The sequence below is a fragment of the Gordonia sp. 11cp genome (assembly GCF_057767225.1).
Window position 1 is genome coordinate 2,571,883 of record NZ_CM173437.1, and the last position, 15,157, is coordinate 2,587,039.

At 68.8% G+C, this 15,157-nt stretch carries 16 protein-coding genes; 7 read left to right on the forward strand and 9 right to left on the reverse strand.

The features are described 5' to 3' along the window. Positions 1–3: 3 nt before the first annotated feature. Positions 4–627 carry a hypothetical protein gene (locus AC3B6C_RS11460; protein ID WP_488376093.1) on the reverse strand — a complete coding sequence of 208 codons (624 nt, stop codon included), beginning with the start codon at positions 625–627 and terminating at the stop codon, positions 4–6. 229 nt (positions 628–856) lie between these two features. On the opposite strand from AC3B6C_RS11460, the gene AC3B6C_RS11465 reads away from it, so the two are divergent. Further along, the gene (locus tag AC3B6C_RS11465) at positions 857–985 is read left to right on the forward strand and encodes a hypothetical protein (protein ID WP_264186680.1); all 129 of its coding nucleotides are present in this window, start codon (positions 857–859) and stop codon (positions 983–985) included. A gap of 511 nt (positions 986–1,496) precedes the next feature. Here AC3B6C_RS11465 and purU read toward each other — a convergent pair. Next, the gene (gene purU / locus AC3B6C_RS11470; protein ID WP_488376094.1) at positions 1,497–2,399 is read right to left on the reverse strand and encodes a formyltetrahydrofolate deformylase; all 903 of its coding nucleotides are present in this window, start codon (positions 2,397–2,399) and stop codon (positions 1,497–1,499) included. Between the two features lie 27 nt (positions 2,400–2,426). Here purU and deoC point away from each other — a divergent pair, with 27 nt between their 5' ends. Continuing rightward, the gene (gene deoC, locus AC3B6C_RS11475) at positions 2,427–3,104 is read left to right on the forward strand and encodes a deoxyribose-phosphate aldolase (RefSeq protein WP_488376095.1); all 678 of its coding nucleotides are present in this window, start codon (positions 2,427–2,429) and stop codon (positions 3,102–3,104) included. A 33-nt stretch (positions 3,105–3,137) separates the two neighbouring features. Here deoC and AC3B6C_RS11480 read toward each other — a convergent pair whose 3' ends face one another. Together AC3B6C_RS11480 and AC3B6C_RS11485 are read right to left on the reverse strand one after the other, a co-directional pair. Then, positions 3,138–4,121 carry an NAD(P)/FAD-dependent oxidoreductase gene (locus AC3B6C_RS11480; RefSeq protein WP_488376096.1) on the reverse strand — a complete coding sequence of 328 codons (984 nt, stop codon included), beginning with the start codon at positions 4,119–4,121 and terminating at the stop codon, positions 3,138–3,140. Next, the gene (locus AC3B6C_RS11485) at positions 4,118–5,035 is read right to left on the reverse strand and encodes a class I SAM-dependent methyltransferase (protein ID WP_488376097.1); all 918 of its coding nucleotides are present in this window, start codon (positions 5,033–5,035) and stop codon (positions 4,118–4,120) included. Before AC3B6C_RS11485 ends, AC3B6C_RS11480 begins: the two co-directional genes overlap by 4 nt. A 47-nt stretch (positions 5,036–5,082) precedes the next feature. On the opposite strand from AC3B6C_RS11485, the gene AC3B6C_RS11490 reads away from it, so the two are divergent. Continuing rightward, the gene (locus tag AC3B6C_RS11490) at positions 5,083–5,694 is read left to right on the forward strand and encodes a helix-turn-helix domain-containing protein (RefSeq protein WP_010842790.1); all 612 of its coding nucleotides are present in this window, start codon (positions 5,083–5,085) and stop codon (positions 5,692–5,694) included. 57 nt (positions 5,695–5,751) lie between these two features. Beyond that, positions 5,752–7,008 carry a L,D-transpeptidase gene (locus tag AC3B6C_RS11495; protein WP_488376098.1) on the forward strand — a complete coding sequence of 419 codons (1,257 nt, stop codon included), beginning with the start codon at positions 5,752–5,754 and terminating at the stop codon, positions 7,006–7,008. Between the two features lie 5 nt (positions 7,009–7,013). On the opposite strand, the gene AC3B6C_RS11500 is transcribed toward AC3B6C_RS11495, so the two are convergent. Continuing rightward, a complete protein-coding gene (locus AC3B6C_RS11500) occupies positions 7,014–7,778 on the reverse strand; it encodes an SDR family NAD(P)-dependent oxidoreductase (protein ID WP_055475758.1) in 765 nt (254 codons plus the stop codon). Positions 7,779–7,864: 86 nt separating this feature from the next. On the opposite strand from AC3B6C_RS11500, the gene AC3B6C_RS11505 reads away from it, so the two are divergent. Genes AC3B6C_RS11505 through AC3B6C_RS11515 form a run of 3 tightly spaced genes read left to right on the forward strand, consistent with a single transcriptional unit; the run spans position 7,865 to position 10,971 of the window. Then, on the forward strand, positions 7,865–8,992 hold the full coding sequence (locus AC3B6C_RS11505) for an ROK family protein (RefSeq protein ID WP_488376099.1): 1,128 nt from the start codon (positions 7,865–7,867) through the stop codon (positions 8,990–8,992). 57 nt (positions 8,993–9,049) lie between these two features. After that, positions 9,050–9,859 (forward strand): transglutaminase-like domain-containing protein, encoded by an 810-nt coding sequence (locus tag AC3B6C_RS11510; RefSeq protein ID WP_010842786.1) that lies wholly within the window; start codon positions 9,050–9,052, stop codon positions 9,857–9,859. Between the two features lie 5 nt (positions 9,860–9,864). Beyond that, on the forward strand, positions 9,865–10,971 hold the full coding sequence (locus AC3B6C_RS11515; RefSeq protein ID WP_014925361.1) for a zinc-binding metallopeptidase family protein: 1,107 nt from the start codon (positions 9,865–9,867) through the stop codon (positions 10,969–10,971). Here AC3B6C_RS11515 and otsB read toward each other — a convergent pair. The 4 genes from otsB to AC3B6C_RS11535 all read right to left on the reverse strand — a co-directional run bounded on the left by otsB (position 10,968) and on the right by AC3B6C_RS11535 (position 15,106). Then, on the reverse strand, positions 10,968–11,750 hold the full coding sequence (gene otsB, locus AC3B6C_RS11520) for a trehalose-phosphatase (RefSeq protein ID WP_488376102.1): 783 nt from the start codon (positions 11,748–11,750) through the stop codon (positions 10,968–10,970). The two genes, AC3B6C_RS11515 and otsB, sit on opposite strands and share 4 nt — an antisense overlap. Continuing rightward, complete coding sequence (locus tag AC3B6C_RS11525; RefSeq protein ID WP_197282773.1) at positions 11,747–13,234, reverse strand: alpha,alpha-trehalose-phosphate synthase (UDP-forming); 1,488 nt, start codon at positions 13,232–13,234, stop codon at positions 11,747–11,749. Before AC3B6C_RS11525 ends, otsB begins: the two co-directional genes overlap by 4 nt. A 46-nt stretch (positions 13,235–13,280) precedes the next feature. Continuing rightward, positions 13,281–13,442 carry a hypothetical protein gene (locus tag AC3B6C_RS11530; RefSeq protein ID WP_010842782.1) on the reverse strand — a complete coding sequence of 54 codons (162 nt, stop codon included), beginning with the start codon at positions 13,440–13,442 and terminating at the stop codon, positions 13,281–13,283. Between the two features lie 167 nt (positions 13,443–13,609). Continuing rightward, positions 13,610–15,106 (reverse strand): threonine/serine exporter family protein, encoded by a 1,497-nt coding sequence (locus AC3B6C_RS11535; RefSeq protein WP_010842781.1) that lies wholly within the window; start codon positions 15,104–15,106, stop codon positions 13,610–13,612. Positions 15,107–15,157 lie beyond the last annotated feature (51 nt).

The window sequence follows — 15,157 nt, forward strand, 5'->3', positions numbered from 1 at the left end:
GACCTAGACCGTCTCCGGCGGGTCGACCTTCAGGAACCAGACCGTCGGACCGTCGGTGAGGGTGAACTCGTCGTAGACCCGCCCGCCCCATCTGCGCGCATACACCTCGATCATGTGCTCGTCGGCCGTACTGGCGGTGACCGGCGAGCCGGCGTCGAGAGCGTGCTGCAGAACCGGGTCGAGCAGTGCTCCGAGCGTGCCGTGCCTGCGATGGTCCGGGTGGACCAGCGCGAAGACGATGCTGTGTGCGCCGTCGACAGAGCGGGCGCGGGATTTCTGCTGGAGTTCTCGAAATCGTGTGATGAATCCGTCGAGGGCGATGACGAAATGCCGTGAACGGGCCGCCAGTTCGTCATCGACCGGTTGCGTCCGGTGATCGGGGCCGGCGACCGCGAGGAGAGCGGTCATTTCTCCGGCCGGCGTGAACATTCCCCGGGCGCCCGGCAGATGGTCGGTGAAGAGAATGTCGCCGTACCACCGGAATGCCTCGGCCGGGGCATCGTCGCCCAATAGCCATCGATAGACCGGGACCTCCTGCATTCCCGCCGCGAGAAGGTTGAGTGCGAGCGGGCGGTCGGCGGCCGTCAATGACCGTGATCTGATCCCGGTCGCGTGAATGCTGACCATTGGTCCATGCCACCATGAAATTCCCGCGAATGTATCCAGTCGGGAGAACCTTGCGGTCGGTGGCGCGAGATTCACGTTTTGTTTAGATCCTCATTCGAGAATTTAAACCAAGAATTATTCATATCGCAGGACGATTCCGTGATGGGTCTGTAACGTCGCACCCGAGTCGTGTGACCAGGTGAGACGCGCGACCGACACCGGACATCTCACCATCATCGAGGAGGCGGATATGGCAGGCATAGTCGAGGGCGGTCTAGCGGGTGCGATCGGAGGTGCGGTCGAGGCGATCATCGGCGGGCTCGGCGACGCGGGTTCGATCGGCGGCGGTTCGCTCGGTGGCAGCGATTCGGAGACCTGAGCAGACGAATTCCGGTTCAGCGGTTGGTGACGCGCGGCGGCACCAGCCGCTGAACTCTTTTTGGGTCCATTCAAGTCGGACGACACGTCGTTCGACGTTGCATTATCGCTGCATTGTCTGAATTCGATGTTTCGATTTATTCTGATTCCAAATCCGCTGCCGTACCCTCTCAGCTGGTAATTCGAGATATTCCCCGCCCGATTCATCCGTTTACGAGTGATGAGATCACGATGAGGGGCAGACATTCCCGAAATGAATATGTAACGTCGGATTCGAGCCGACGCACGGGTGAGAGCGGACGGTGATCAACGAACAATCTCACCGATGACGAAGGGAGTAGACATGGCTGACGTAATCGAGGGTGGCATCTCCGGCGCTATCGAGGAGATCCTCGGCAACGTGCTCACCGGTTCGCTCGGCGGCGAGGAAGAGCCCACTACCTGAGTGCCCGGAACATACTTGGAACCGCCCCGCGACTCGAGTCGCGGGGCGGTTCGCTGTGTCGGGGACCTCAGGTGAAGACGACGGTCTTGCGTCCGTGGACCAGAACACGATCCTCGAGGTGCCACCGCAGGCCGCGGCTGAGCACCAGGGTCTCGATGTCGCGGCCCTGGCGGACCATGTCGGCGACCGAGTCGCTGTGGTCGACGCGGATGACGTCCTGTTCGATGATGGGGCCGGCGTCGAGGTCGGCGGTGACGTAATGGCAGGTGGCGCCGATCAGCTTCACCCCGCGCGCGAAGGCCTGATGGTAGGGCCGGGCGCCGATGAAGCTGGGCAGGAAGCTGTGGTGGATGTTGAGGGCGCGGCCGGCCCAGGCATCACACAACTGCGGCGGCAGGATCTGCATGAAGCGCGCCAGCACGACCGCGTCGGGTTCGTAGCCCTCGACGATCCGGCCCACCTCGGCGAAGGCCTCGGCCCTGCGTTCGCCCCCGAACGGCACGTGGTGGAACGGGACGCCGAAACGGGTGGCCAGGTCCTCCAATTCGCGATGGTTGCCGACGACGGCCCGGATCGCTGCCGGGAGTTCGCCTCGGTGAGCGCGGCCGAGAAGGTCGATGAGGCAATGGCTCTCCTTGCTCACCAGCAGGACCACGGACTTGGTCTCCCGCGAATCGGTGAGGTGCCAGTCGGTCTCGGGCCCGAGTTCGGCGGCGACCTCCGAGGCGAAGCGCGCGCGCAGTTCCTCCGCGGTCGACGACACCGAATCCGCGCGAATCGCCTGACGGGTGAAGAACCAGCCGGTCTCCTCGTCGGAGTGGTAGGCCGCCTCGGTGATCCAGCCGCCGACGTCGGTGAGGAAGGTCGAGATCCGGGCCACGATGCCGGTGCGGTCGGGGCAGCCGAGCGTCAGCACATAGCGGTGCTCGGTCTGATCTGCCTGGGTCTGGGTCGTCTGTCCGGGGGCCACGACAGTCAGTGTGCCAAGCTCGTCGGTGTGACGAACAAGGACCTGCGCCGCGGCGACGTCGCCGCCATCATCGACCACACGTTGCTGAAGCCGGAGGCGACCCGCGCCGACGCGGAGGCCACGGTTGCCGACGCCGCGCGGCTCGAGGTGTTCGCCGTCTGCCTGTCCCCGTCGATGCTCCCGATCGACACCGGGGAACTGCGGACCTGCGTCGTGGCCGGGTTCCCGTCGGGAAAGCACCATTCGCTGGTCAAGGCGGCCGAGGCGCGTCTGGCCGTCGACTCCGGTGCGGACGAGGTCGACATGGTGATCGATGTCGGGGCGGCCGTCGACGGTCGGCTCGACGAGGTGTTCGCCGACGTCCTCACCGTCCGTGAGGCCGTCGGGGACGACACCCTCCTGAAGGTGATCATCGAATCGGCTGCGCTGTTGGAACTCGCCGGACCGGAGACCGTCACCGAGGTGTGCCGCCGCGCCGAACGGGCCGGTGCGTCGATGGTGAAGACGTCGACGGGGTTCCATCCGGCGGGCGGTGCGAGCGTCGAGGCGGTGCAACTGATGCGGGCCGCGGTGAGCGATCGCGTGGGAGTGAAGGCCAGTGGCGGAATCCGGACCGCCGCATTCGCCGCCGAGCTCATCGCGGCCGGTGCGACCCGGCTCGGTCTGTCCGCGTCGGCCGCCGTACTCGACGGTTTCCCCGAGTAGGCGGCCGACGACGCCCGGCACGGTGGTCGTCCGTCACGCCGGGGCGGAGGCCTTGGCGTGGAGGTCGGCCATCACCAGTCCGGCGTTGACCGCGGCACCGGCGGAGACGCCCTCACCCATGGCCACGGTCACCATCGCATTCATCGTGGTGGTGTTGCCGACCGCCCACACGCCCGGCAGCTCGGTCTCACCCATCGGGCCGGTCCCGACCACGCCGCCCATGCCCATCGGGCCGTCGACGAGGCTGCCACCGAGGCGCTCGTAGAGTTCACCGCGGACCACGAACCTCGGTGAGACGACCACCGCGTCGGCCTCGACCACGGTGCCATCGGTCAGGCGGACGCCGTCGAGGCGCGTCGCCCCGTCCCGCTCCCGCGTCCGGACGCGTTCGACGCGGGCGTCCACGACGTCGATGCCGGTGGCCGCGAGATGCTCACGATCGTCCGCCGACAAGGCGGCAGGGTCATGCGCGATCACCGTGACATGCTCGCTGAGCTGGCGGAACATGAGCGCCTGATGCGCCGACATCGGGCTCGTCGCGATCTGGACGATCCGGGTCCCGCGCACCTCGTAGCCGTGGCAGTACGGACAGTGCAGCACGTCGTGACCCCACAGTTCGGCGACCCCGGGGAGGTCGGGGAGTTCGTCGACCAGCCCGGTCGCCAGGATGAGGCGGCGCGCCGCGACGACCTCGCCCGAGGAGAGACGCAGCGTGAAGTCGTCGATGGCGCCGGCGGCGTCGACGACGGTGTCCGACCGGATCTCGGCCCCGTACCCGGTCGCCTCCGCGCGCCCGCGGGCGAGCAGGTCGAGGGGCGAGGTCCCGTCTTGCCCCAGCACGTTGTGGGCTCCGGCGGCGGGTGCATTGCGCGGTTGCCCCGCGTCGATGACCACGACCTTGCGCAAGGACCGCGCCAGGATCGTCGCGGCACTGAGGCCGGCAGCTCCGCCGCCGACGATGGCGACGTCGTATCCGCTTGTGGTGGAGTTCTTTCCGGTTGTGACGGGGGTGGTCATCGTTGCTCGCTCTCGGGAGTGGGGATTGCGGTGGTGCGCGGGCGGGCGATCCAGAGGAGCCGCCCGGCGGACAGGGTCAGGTCGTCGAGGCGACGCTGTGCGTCGGAGTCGGAATCGTCGGTCAGGTCTTCGAGGCGGGCCAGGTCGGCGGGGTCGAGGGTCTCGGCCAAACGGAGCCGGAACTGGGTGAACCAGTGCCGTGCGTACCGCGCCACCGACTGACCGGGATCGTTGCGCTCGACCCGGAGGGTCTCGACCCGGAGCACGTCGTACCCGGCGGCGTCGAACGCGTCGGTCCAGTCCACGAGCGCCTCCCACCCGGCTTCGGTCGCCGCGGTCTCGCAGCGCTCCTGCAGGGCACGCAGCTCGGTGTCCTCGTGGGCGGGAAGGAAGCGCGGGACGCCCGCCATCTCGGTGATCACGACGATCCCGTCCGGGGCGAGCGTGGTCGCGGCCTCCCGCAACAGGCGTTGCGGATCGGCGACGTGGTGCAGCGACATGGCCGCCCAGACGACGTCCGGTGACCCCAGGGGCGGTAGCCCGTCGTCGAGATCGGCGACGACGGCGGTCACCCGATCGGCGAAACCGCCCGCTCGCGCACGACGTTCGACGAGCGCGACCATGTCGGGCGAACCGTCGACGGCGATGATCTGCGCCTGCGGGAAGTGGCGCGCGAGCGCCTCGGTGCCGGTCCCGGTGCCGGCGCCCAGATCGGCGATGCGCGCGGGCGCGTGTGTCGACGACTCCTCGATCAGGCGCGCTGCGTCGTCCAGGTAATCGGCCATGAGTTCGGCGTCGAGGTCGAGGACAGCGGCGAGCCGGGCGTGGTCGGCGTGGTCGTGGATGTGATCGCCGGCGTGGCCCGCGTGCGCGTGACGGTCGCCGACCGGGTGGTGATGGTGGGTGCTGGTCATGTCTTCACGGTAGCGGCGTCATGCCCCGATGGCATACCATCTTGCCAATGACGCAAGAACTCGATGCTGTCGTCCGCCAGCGCATTCGCGGACTCCGGATCGCGAGGGGCTGGACACTCGATGCCCTCGCCGCCCGGTGCTACCTGTCGCCGTCCACCCTCAGCCGGATCGAGACCGGGCACCGGCGGGTGGCGCTCGACCAGCTCGTGCCGATCGCCCGCGCGCTGGGCACGACCCTGGATCAGCTGGTCGAACCCGCCGATGACACCGATGTCGTGATCCGGCCCCAGCCGCACACGGTGGAGGGGATGACGATGTGGCTGCTCTCGCGGGAGAACGCGCCGCAGGGCGTGACCGTCGCCAAGATGCGCTTCGATCGTGAGCAACCCGTCGGTGAGCTGCGTGTTCACCCCGGCTACGAGTGGTTCACGGTGTTGTCGGGGACGGTGAAGCTGTGGCTGGGCGACCGCACCGTCCTCGTACCCGAGGGCGACGCCGCGGAGTTCTCGACGATGATCCCGCACGCGATCTGCTCGTACGAGGGTCCGGCGGAGGTGCTGTCGATGATGGACCATGCCGGCGAGCGGGCCCACCTGCCGTCCGTGCGGACCGGTACCGCGGCGCGCGACGACGACGCCGCGGGCGCCCCGGACGCCTGACCCCGCGGCCCGCACACCACCGATGCGAGGCGCCGCATCGGTACTGTTGTTTCAGTGATGACTCCTCAGACCTCGGTGAACCGACGCTCCGTGCTCGCCGCGGCCGGGGTCGGCGCGCTCGGGGTCGCGGTGGCGGCCTGCTCGGGCTCCGGCCTCGGCCCCGGTGAGGACACGCCGGCCGATCCCCCGGTCCGCCTGACCTTCACCCCCGCCCTCGACGCCGAACCGGCCGGCCCGACGACCGAGTTCTCGGTGAAGGCCACCGACGGGTTCCTCAATCCCGACGTGAAACTGACCAACCCGCGCGGAGTCGTGGTGAAGGGGCAGCTGTCGGCGGACCGGACGAGCTACACGATCGGCGAGCCGCTCGGCTACGGCACCGAATACACCTGGAGCGGAACGGCGGTGGGTCTCGATCGCAAGGTCGTGCCGGTCGCCGGGACGTTCACCACCCTGACACCGTCGAGTCAGGTGAACGTCGTCGTCAACATCGGCGACGGGCAGGAGGTCGGCATCGCGGCGCCGATCATCCTGAAGTTCGACGGCACGGTCGAGGACAAGGAAGCCGTCGAACGTGCGCTGACGGTCACCACCACTCCGCCGACCGAGGGGTCGTGGGCGTGGCTCGGCGAGGACAACGGCTCCCGCGTGCACTGGCGGCCGCGCGAGTACTTCGCCCCCGGCACCAAGGTCAGCATGGTCGCCAAGCTCTACGGGCTCGACCACGGCGGCGGGGCCTACGGGGCGGCCGATGTGACCAGCGATTTCTCCATCGGGCGCGCGCAGGTGGTGAAGGCCGAGGAGTCCTCGCACCGGATCGTCGTGCTCCGCGACGGCGTCGAGCTGATGGCCCTGCCGTGCAGTTACGGCGGCGGCGATCTCGACCGCAACGTCACCCGCTCCGGCATCCACGTGGTGACCGAGAAGTACGAAGAGTTCTTCATGAGCAACCCGGCCGCGGGCTACTTCAACATCAGGGAACGCTGGGCCGTGCGGATCTCCAACAACGGCGAGTTCATCCACGCCAACCCCGCGACCGTGAACGTCCAGGGTTCGGCCAACGTCACCAACGGGTGCATCAACCTGTCCGAGTCCGACGCCGAACGCTACTTCGGGGTCGCGGTGTACGGCGACCCGGTGGAGGTCACCGGGACACGGATCGCGTTGTCGGAGGCCGACGGCGACATCTACGACTGGATCTACGACTGGGAGACGTGGCAGGGGATGTCCGCCGTCGAGGGTGAGGTCCGGGAGACCTCGGTCCCTGCGACGCCGAGCGGGGCGCCGACCTCGAATGCGCCGGCGCCGCGCTGACCGCACTATCCCGTCTTGATGTTCCTCCGGGCCGAGGCCTGGTCGCGCGGCTTGAGGATGATCTGATCCAGATTGACGTGGGGCGGGCGGGACGCGACGAACCCGATGACCTCGGCCACGTCCTCGGCGACCAGCGGCGTGAGCCCCGCGTAGACCGCGTCGGCGCGTTCCCGATCGCCCTCGAAACGGACGAGTGAGAAGTCGGTCTCGACCATGCCCGGGGCGATCTCGGTGAGCCGTACCGGCTTCCCGAGGAGTTCATAGCGCAGCGTCCGGTGGGCGACGCCCTGGGCGTGTTTCGCCGACGTGTACCCGGCGCCGTTGTCGTAGGCCTCGAACGCCGCGATCGAGGTGACCGAGACGATCAGACCGTCACCCGAGGCGACGAGTGAGGGGAGCAGGGCCTTGGTGACCCGCAGGCTGCCCAGGACGTTGGTCTCCCACATCCAGCGCCAGTCGTCGAGGTCGGCGGTCGCGACCGGGTCCAGGCCCTTCGCGCCGCCGGCGTTGTTCACGAGCACGTTCACCGTGTCGAGCCCGGCGACGAACGCCGCGACGGACTCGTCGTCGGTGACGTCGAGTTGTCTTCCCGTGCCACCGATCTCGTCGGCGAGTGCCGTCACCCGATCGAGCCGGCGGGCGCCGAGCACCACGTGGTAACCCTGCGTGGCGAGCTGCCGCGCGGTGGCCGCGCCGATACCCGAACTCGCGCCGGTGACCACGGCGATCGGTCGGCTGTCCGTCGACTGAGAGGCAGTGTCGGTGCTCATGGGCTCAACCATACGGATGCCCGCAAGGCCGCCGCGCAGCCCGTCGGCACGCCTCGGCGCCCCCGCCGCACTGCTACATTCATCGCATGCGTGGGGGAGTCATCCCGGCGGCGCTGCAACTGACCTCCACCCCGGCGGCGGCGGTCCTGCACGCGATCCGGGTCGGTGGTCCGGTGACCCGGGATCAGCTCGCGTCGGCGACGGGTCTGTCGCCGGCCACCATCAACCGTCAGGTGCACGCACTCGCCGCTCATGGCCTCATCGTCGAACGACCCGACCTGGCGGGGCCGAAATCGATTGGCAGACCGAAGAATCCGCTGACCCTCGACCGTGACTCGCTGTGTGTCGCCGGGATGCACATCGGTGCCCGGCGAACCGTGCTCGCCATCGCCGACCTCGGCGGACGAACGTTGCACAGCCATGCGGTGCTCACGCCGACCGGTGACCAGGAGGACGCCCTGCGGCACCTCTGCGCACTGCTCGCCGAACTCGCCGCACGCTTCAGCGGGCGTCGGGTGCTGTGGGGTGGCGTCGCCGTCGGCGGTGCGGTCGACGCCGAGACCGGTGTGGTGAACCATCGGGTCCTGGGCTGGCATCAACTCAGCGTGGGCGCAACACTTGCCGAACACCTCGACACCCCGGTGTCGGTGTGCGAGCACGTCGAGGCGATGGCCGCCGCCGAGCTGCTGCTGACCCACCCGCGTGACGACGGGGGCTCCGGGTTGTTCTTCTACGCACGTGAAACAGCCGGTATGGCAATGACTCTCGACGGCCGGGTGCATGTGCCGGAACGCGGGGCGGGCACCATCGCCCACCTGCCGGTCACGGCGCCCGTGCTCGCGCCGGGACTCACTCGGGTCCGATTGCAGAACGTCATCGGCGACGACGCCGCGGAGGCGGCGGCCCGTCGTCTCGGGATCAGTCCCACGTCGTCCCGGATCGTCGACGAACGGGCCCGCGTCCTCGGTGAGTCGGTCGCGCTCATCCGGGACGTGATCAATCCCGATGCCATCGTCGTCGCCGGCGACGCGTTCGCCGCGCACCCGCACGGGCTCGCGCCGGTGCAGGCGGCCTTCGACGAAGCCACGACGCTCACGTGGCCGCTGGAGATCGCGCCCTCGAGGTTCGGTGTGCGGGTGCAGGAGAGCGCGGCGATCGTGGTGGCGCTCAGTGTCATCTACGCGGATCCGGTCGCGGCGATGGCGACGTTGTGACCGGTCACCCGACCGCCTGCCGCTGCCGTTGTCGCGCGCATCCCCTACGGTGAGTCCATGACGCTGCCCCGCGATGTGTCCGCACGGCTCGAGGTGCGGGTCGACGACCCCACCGAACTGGAGATGCAGATCACCGTCGCCCGACTGCCCGGACTCCAACTGGAGGAGGAACTCAAGGTCGAATTCGACGGCCGGTCGGTCACCCCGGAGGAGATGATCGGGCAGCACGGCTCCCGCATCCACCGGTTGCAGCTCGAGCGGGGTGTCCTGACCATCGACTACTGGGCGTCGGTGCTCACCCCCGCCGACCCGCTGCCCGTCGACGTCACCGACCGTTCGACCTATCTCCGTCCGAGCCGATATGCCGAGTGCGACAAGTTCTTCGGGTTCGCGGCCGGTCAGTTCGACTCGTCGCTGCCCGACGGCGAGATCCTGCGGCAGGTCGCCGCCTACGTGTCGGACCGGCTCAGCTACATCCCCGGCGCGAGTGACCCCATCGACGGTGCCGCCGACACCCTCCTCGCCGGTGCGGGCGTGTGCCGCGATTATGCGCATCTCGTCGTCGCGCTCCTGCGGGCCCTCAACATCCCGGCGCGGCTCGTCGCGGTCTACGCGCCCGGATGTTCGCCGATGGATTTCCATGCCGTCGCCGAGGCGATCGTGGACGGCGAATGGGTGTCGGTCGACGCGACCGGACTGGCCCCACGGCAGAGCCTCGTGCGGATCTCGACCGGCCGCGACGCCGCCGACACCGCATTCCTCGACAACCATCGCGGTTCGATCAACCTCAACTCCTACGAGGTGACGGCGACGGTACGGGGGGACCTTCCGATCGACGACGGGAATGCGCGCATCCGGATAGGCTGAGCCGCGTGCATGCGCTCACCTGTCCGGTTTGTAATGCGTTGTCCGGCTTCGACCGTCAGACCTGCCCGAACTGCGGGACGACCGTCGGCGTGCACCTCCCGTCACGGTCGTTGTACGCGGTCTCGGCGGACGGGGTCGAGATCGATGGCATCCGGTGGGTCCGATGCTCGTTGTGGGACCGGACCCATTGCAACTGGCTGACCCCGGCCGAGGTCGCCGACGACAGCATCGGACTGCGCGGACGCTGTTTTCCGGAGTCCCTGATCCGGCGTCAGCCCGACGCCGAGGACACCATCGCGCTCGAGAAGCTCGCCCCGGCGTCCTTCGACCTGCGGCTGCTGATCTATCAACTCGTCGATCTCGGCTTGCCGGTGGAGCCGTTCTGGCGCACCGACGGCGGCCTGGCGTTCGATCTGCTGTCGAGTCAGACCCTCGGCAGGCCGGTGATGATCGGTCACGCGGGTGGTGTGGTGACCATCGACCTCGCCGAGACCCAGGATGCGTATCGTGAGCGGCTACGGGTCGACCTCGGCGAGCAGTACCGCACGATGCTCGGTCACTTCCGGCACGAGACAGGTCACTACTTCGAACATGTCCTCGTCGAAACCGGCCCGGGTGCCGACCGGTACCTCGAGCGCTGCCGGGACCTGTTCGGGGACGAACGCGCGAGCTATGCCGACGCGATCACGCGGCACTATCGGTTCGGGGCACCAGAGAACTGGCACGATTCGTACATCTCCGAGTACGCCACGATGCACCCGTGGGAGGACTTCGCCGAGTGCTTCGCGCACTACCTGCACATCACCGGAACCATCGACACCGCCCGGGAATCCGGGCTCAATCTCGATGCCCAGCAGGTCCGGTTCACCATGGAGCGCGACATCGTGCCGCTCCGGTCGTACGCCGACGAGCCGATCGAGCGTCTGCTCTACGACTGGAAGTGGTTGTCGCTCATGCTGAACAGGGTGAACGTGGCGATGGGGCGCCGGCCGCTGTACCCGTTCACGATCCCCGAACCGGTCGTACGCAAACTCGGTTTCGTGCACGAGGTGATCCGCGAGAGTGCCCGCCGGGCGGTGGCCACGGACCCGCTCGTCGCGATGCCGGCCTAGTCGGCCGCGCGTGCCCGCTGTTCGGCGACGAACGCGAGAACCGTTGCCACGTCGTCGGTGTCGGCGATGCGGTATGCGGCGGCGGTGTCGCCTTCGCCGACCTTGATGCCGACGTCGCCGGACCCCGGGCGGAGGTGGGCGAAGGCCTTCTCGTCGGTGACGTCGTCGCCGAGGTAGATGACCGCGTCGGCGCCGACGGCCTCACGCAGGGTGTCGAGTGCGTGACCCTTGCTGGTCTCGATCACCGCGAGTTCGAGGACCGCCTTGCCTTCGGTCACGTGCACGCCCGGCCAGGAGGCCGGGCCGTTGCGCGCACGGTCGAGCGCGGAGACGGCGTCCGTCTCGGACGCGTTGCGCACGTGCAGCACGGCGCTGGCCGGTTTGACCTCGACTGTGCTGCCCGGGAATTCGGCTGCGATGGAGGACAACTCGTCGATCAGCCGGTTGAGCAACGCGCGGGCCTCGTCGGTGACCTCGACCGCGAAGCCGGACTCGAACTCGCTGCCGTGACTGCCGACCAGCACCACCGGAGCGGTGAGGCCGGACAGTGCCGCGAGCACGGCGCGCTCGCGACCGGACACGACTGCGACGACGGTGTCCGGCAGCGCGGCGGCGGCCGTGAGAGCGTCGATCGACGCGGGGAGGGGAACGGCGTCCTCGGGCCGCGACACGATCGGCGAGACACATCCGTCGTAGTCGCTCGCCACGAGCAGCACCCCGACGCCGGCGGCCCGCGTCAGCGCCTCGGTGAGCTCGGCGGGAATCCCGTTGTCGCTCACTCCGGTTCGTCCACCAGGTGGACACCCCGATTGGCCGACAGCTCGGTGTCGGAGTCGGCGCCGAGCGTGCCGAGGAAGCTCTCGGCCCACTTCGTGACGTCGTGGGCGAGAACCTGCCTCCGCAGCGCGCGCATGCGTCGCCTGCCCTCGTGTTCGCTCTGTTCGACGGCGGCCTCGATCGCGTCCTTCACGCCGTCGAGGTCGTACGGATTGGCCTGGTAGGCCGAACGCAGTTCCGCTGCCGCGCCGGTGAACTCGCTGAGCACGAGCGCGCCGCCCAGATCGCCCCGGCAGGCCACGTACTCCTTGGCGACGAGATTCATGCCGTCACGCAGCGGCGTGACCAGCATGACGTCTGCTGCCACGAAGAAGGCGAGCAGTTCTTCGCGGGGCACCGGACGATGCAGGTACTGCACCACGGGCTGTCCCACGCTCGCGTACGTGCCGTTGATGTTCCCGACGAGTTGCTCGATGCCGGCGCGCATCTGCTTGTAGCTCTCGACGCGTTCCCGGCTCGGCGTCGCGAGCTGCAGCATCACCGTGTCGGCGGGCTCGAGCCGCTTCTCGGCCAGCAGCTCCGAGATGGCCTTGAGCCGGACGTCGATGCCCTTGGTGTAGTCGAGCCGGTCGACGCCGAGCATGATCGTCTTCGGATTGCCCAGTTCGCGGCGGATCTCGGCGGCCCGCTCCCGGATCTTGCGGGTCTTGGACTGGGCGTCGAGCTCGCCGGACTCGATCGAGATGGGGAACGCGCCGACGCGCACGGTCCGGAACCCGACCTGCACCACGCCGAAACGCGAGCGCACGCCGACCGTGCCCTTGCTCGTCGCCTGACCGGCGAGGCGCCGGGCCAGGAAGAGGAAGTTCTGTGCCCCGCCCGGCAGATGGAAGCCGATGAGGTCGGCGCCGAGGAGGCCCTCGACGATCTCGGTCCGCCACGGCATCTGCATGAACAGTTCGACCGGCGGGAACGGGATGTGCAGGAAGAAGCCGATCTTCACATCGGGTCGGAGCATCCGCAGCATCTTGGGTACCAGCTGGAGCTGGTAGTCCTGCACCCAGACGACCGCACCCTCGCCCGCGGCCTTCGACGCCGCCTCGGCGAACCGCCGGTTGACCTCGACGTAGGCGTTCCACCATTCGCGGTGGTACTCGGGTTTGACGATGACGTCGTGGTAGAGCGGCCACAGCGTGGCATTGGAGAAGCCCTCGTAGTACTCGGCGATCTCCTGCGTCGAGAGCGGGACCGCGTGGATGTCGATGCCCTCGATGTCGGGGTTGTCGTCGGAGTCGGGAATCCCCGACCATCCGACCCATGCCCCGGTGTTGGCGCGCAGGATCGGCTCGAGCGCGGTCACGAGTCCCCCCGGACTCCGCTTCCAATTGACGGTGCCGTCGGGAAGGACCTCTTTGTCGACGGGCAGACGGTTCGCGACGACGACGAACTCCGCCCCGTCGTGGATGTTCCGGTCGGTCCCGGTCACGCCGTCGGCGTCGGGGTGGGTTTCTCCTGCTCGCGGAGCCACCTGGTCAGGCGTTCTCGCCCGGCGCGATCCCCAGCATGGCGAACAGCATCCGGCATTCGTCGGCGTCGGTCGCGTACGCGGCGACGACGCGGCGCGCCGAGTTGGCGGTCTCGTCGGCCACGGGTTCCAGTTCTTCGTCGGCGATGTCGGTCGTCTTCGCGGGCATGTGAGTCCCCTCGTTGTGCGGCATGGTGTGCGTTCGGCGCGCGATGTCAGCCGGCGCGGTGGTGCGGCGTCCCCGGACTCCTGGTGATGCCACGCTGCCGTCCGAGGACACGCCCGACTCCGTATTCTACCCGGGCCTCGCGGGGGTTCACGGTCACCCGCCTCGCGTCAGAGTCGCGGCGTCGGTGGTCGCCGGCGGTTCGGTCGGCCCCGGCGGGCGTTGGCGTGCGCCTGACGGGCCTCGCGATCCTCGCGCAGCGCGATCCGGCGGCGGAGTCGCCAGTCCGGTCGGGGAGGCAGCTGGGGACGTCGCAGCGACCGGGCGACGAACTCGCCCAGGGTGACGCCCGCGGCGAGAGCGCAGCCGATGGCCAACGCGTTCGCGATCCAGGTGAAGCCGTCGAGCGTCTGATCGCCGAGGATGCCGTAGAGACCGCGATACACCGCGAGACCCGGTAGCAGCGGGGTGATGCCGGCCACCGCCACGACGAGCGGCGGCGTCAGCGCACGGCGTGCCAGCAGGCCGCCGATCAGGCCGACGAACGCCGCCGCGAGACCGTTGGCGATGACGTCGCCGATGTCGGTGAAGGTCGATGCGGCCGCCACGGCGGTGCCGATGAAGCCGCCGAGGAACGCCACCCCGAGCGCGCGCGTCTCGGCGTAGCTGGCCAGCGCATAGGCACAGGCGGCCACTGCGCCGGCGACCACCCGGATGGGGAGTTCGACGACCTCGAAGCTGGTCGTCGTGGTGATGGTCGGGAGGTAGATGCCCCCCGCCTCCAGGATCCGGATCGCGACGCCGACGCCGGCGATGATGCCGCCGGTCATCAGCAGCAACTCGAAGAAGCGGGCCACCCCGGTGATGGGCGCGCCGGTGATCGCGTCCTGTACCGAGCCGACCAGCGACAGCCCGGACAGCAGGACGACGATGCCGGCCGCGATGACCTGCGAGGGCGCGATCTGGACCCCGAGCCGTTCGGCCGCGGCGAAGACGAGGGCGGCGGGGACTACGGCCACGAACCCGCCGAGGACCTGCTGGAAGAAGACGGGGGTCCCGATGCGGTTCAGGCGACGGTTGATGCTGACCGTCACCACGGTGGTCGCGAAGGCCAGTGCGGCGACGAGATACTGGCCACCGAGCAGCACCGCGATGCCCGACGCCATGATCCCCCAGGCGGTCGTGGCCAGCCAGTGCGGATACGGGTGCGGCGCGGTGATGATCTCGTCGACCATCTGATGCGCGGTCGACGGGCTGATGAACGAATCACGGATACGGCGGACCAGCCGGTCGACCTGCGCGAGCCGTGTGAAGTCCATCGAGCGGTAGTAGACCTGCTCCATGGTCGTGATGGGCGGCAGCGTCGCGCCGCGCCGCGCGCTGACCACGATCGTGTTGTAGGTGACGTCGACGTCGACGTCCTCGAGGCCGTACACGCCGGCGACGAACTTGATCTGTGTCTGGGTGTCGATGGCCCCGGTGCCGGAGTCGAGCAGGACCGCACCGATCTTCGTGGCGAGATCGAGCACCTCGGTGATCGCCGCGACGTCGAACGGTTCGATCGGCTTGCGCGGCGACACCATGATGCTGCCGGGTTCGATGGTGTCGATCGTCGCCTGCCGGCTGCCGCTGAGCCGGCGCAGGACACGGCCGATCTGTTCGCGCACGCAGGCCTCCTGGGGTCGGTGGGGGAGTGCTCGCGGGGTAACCGGCTCCCG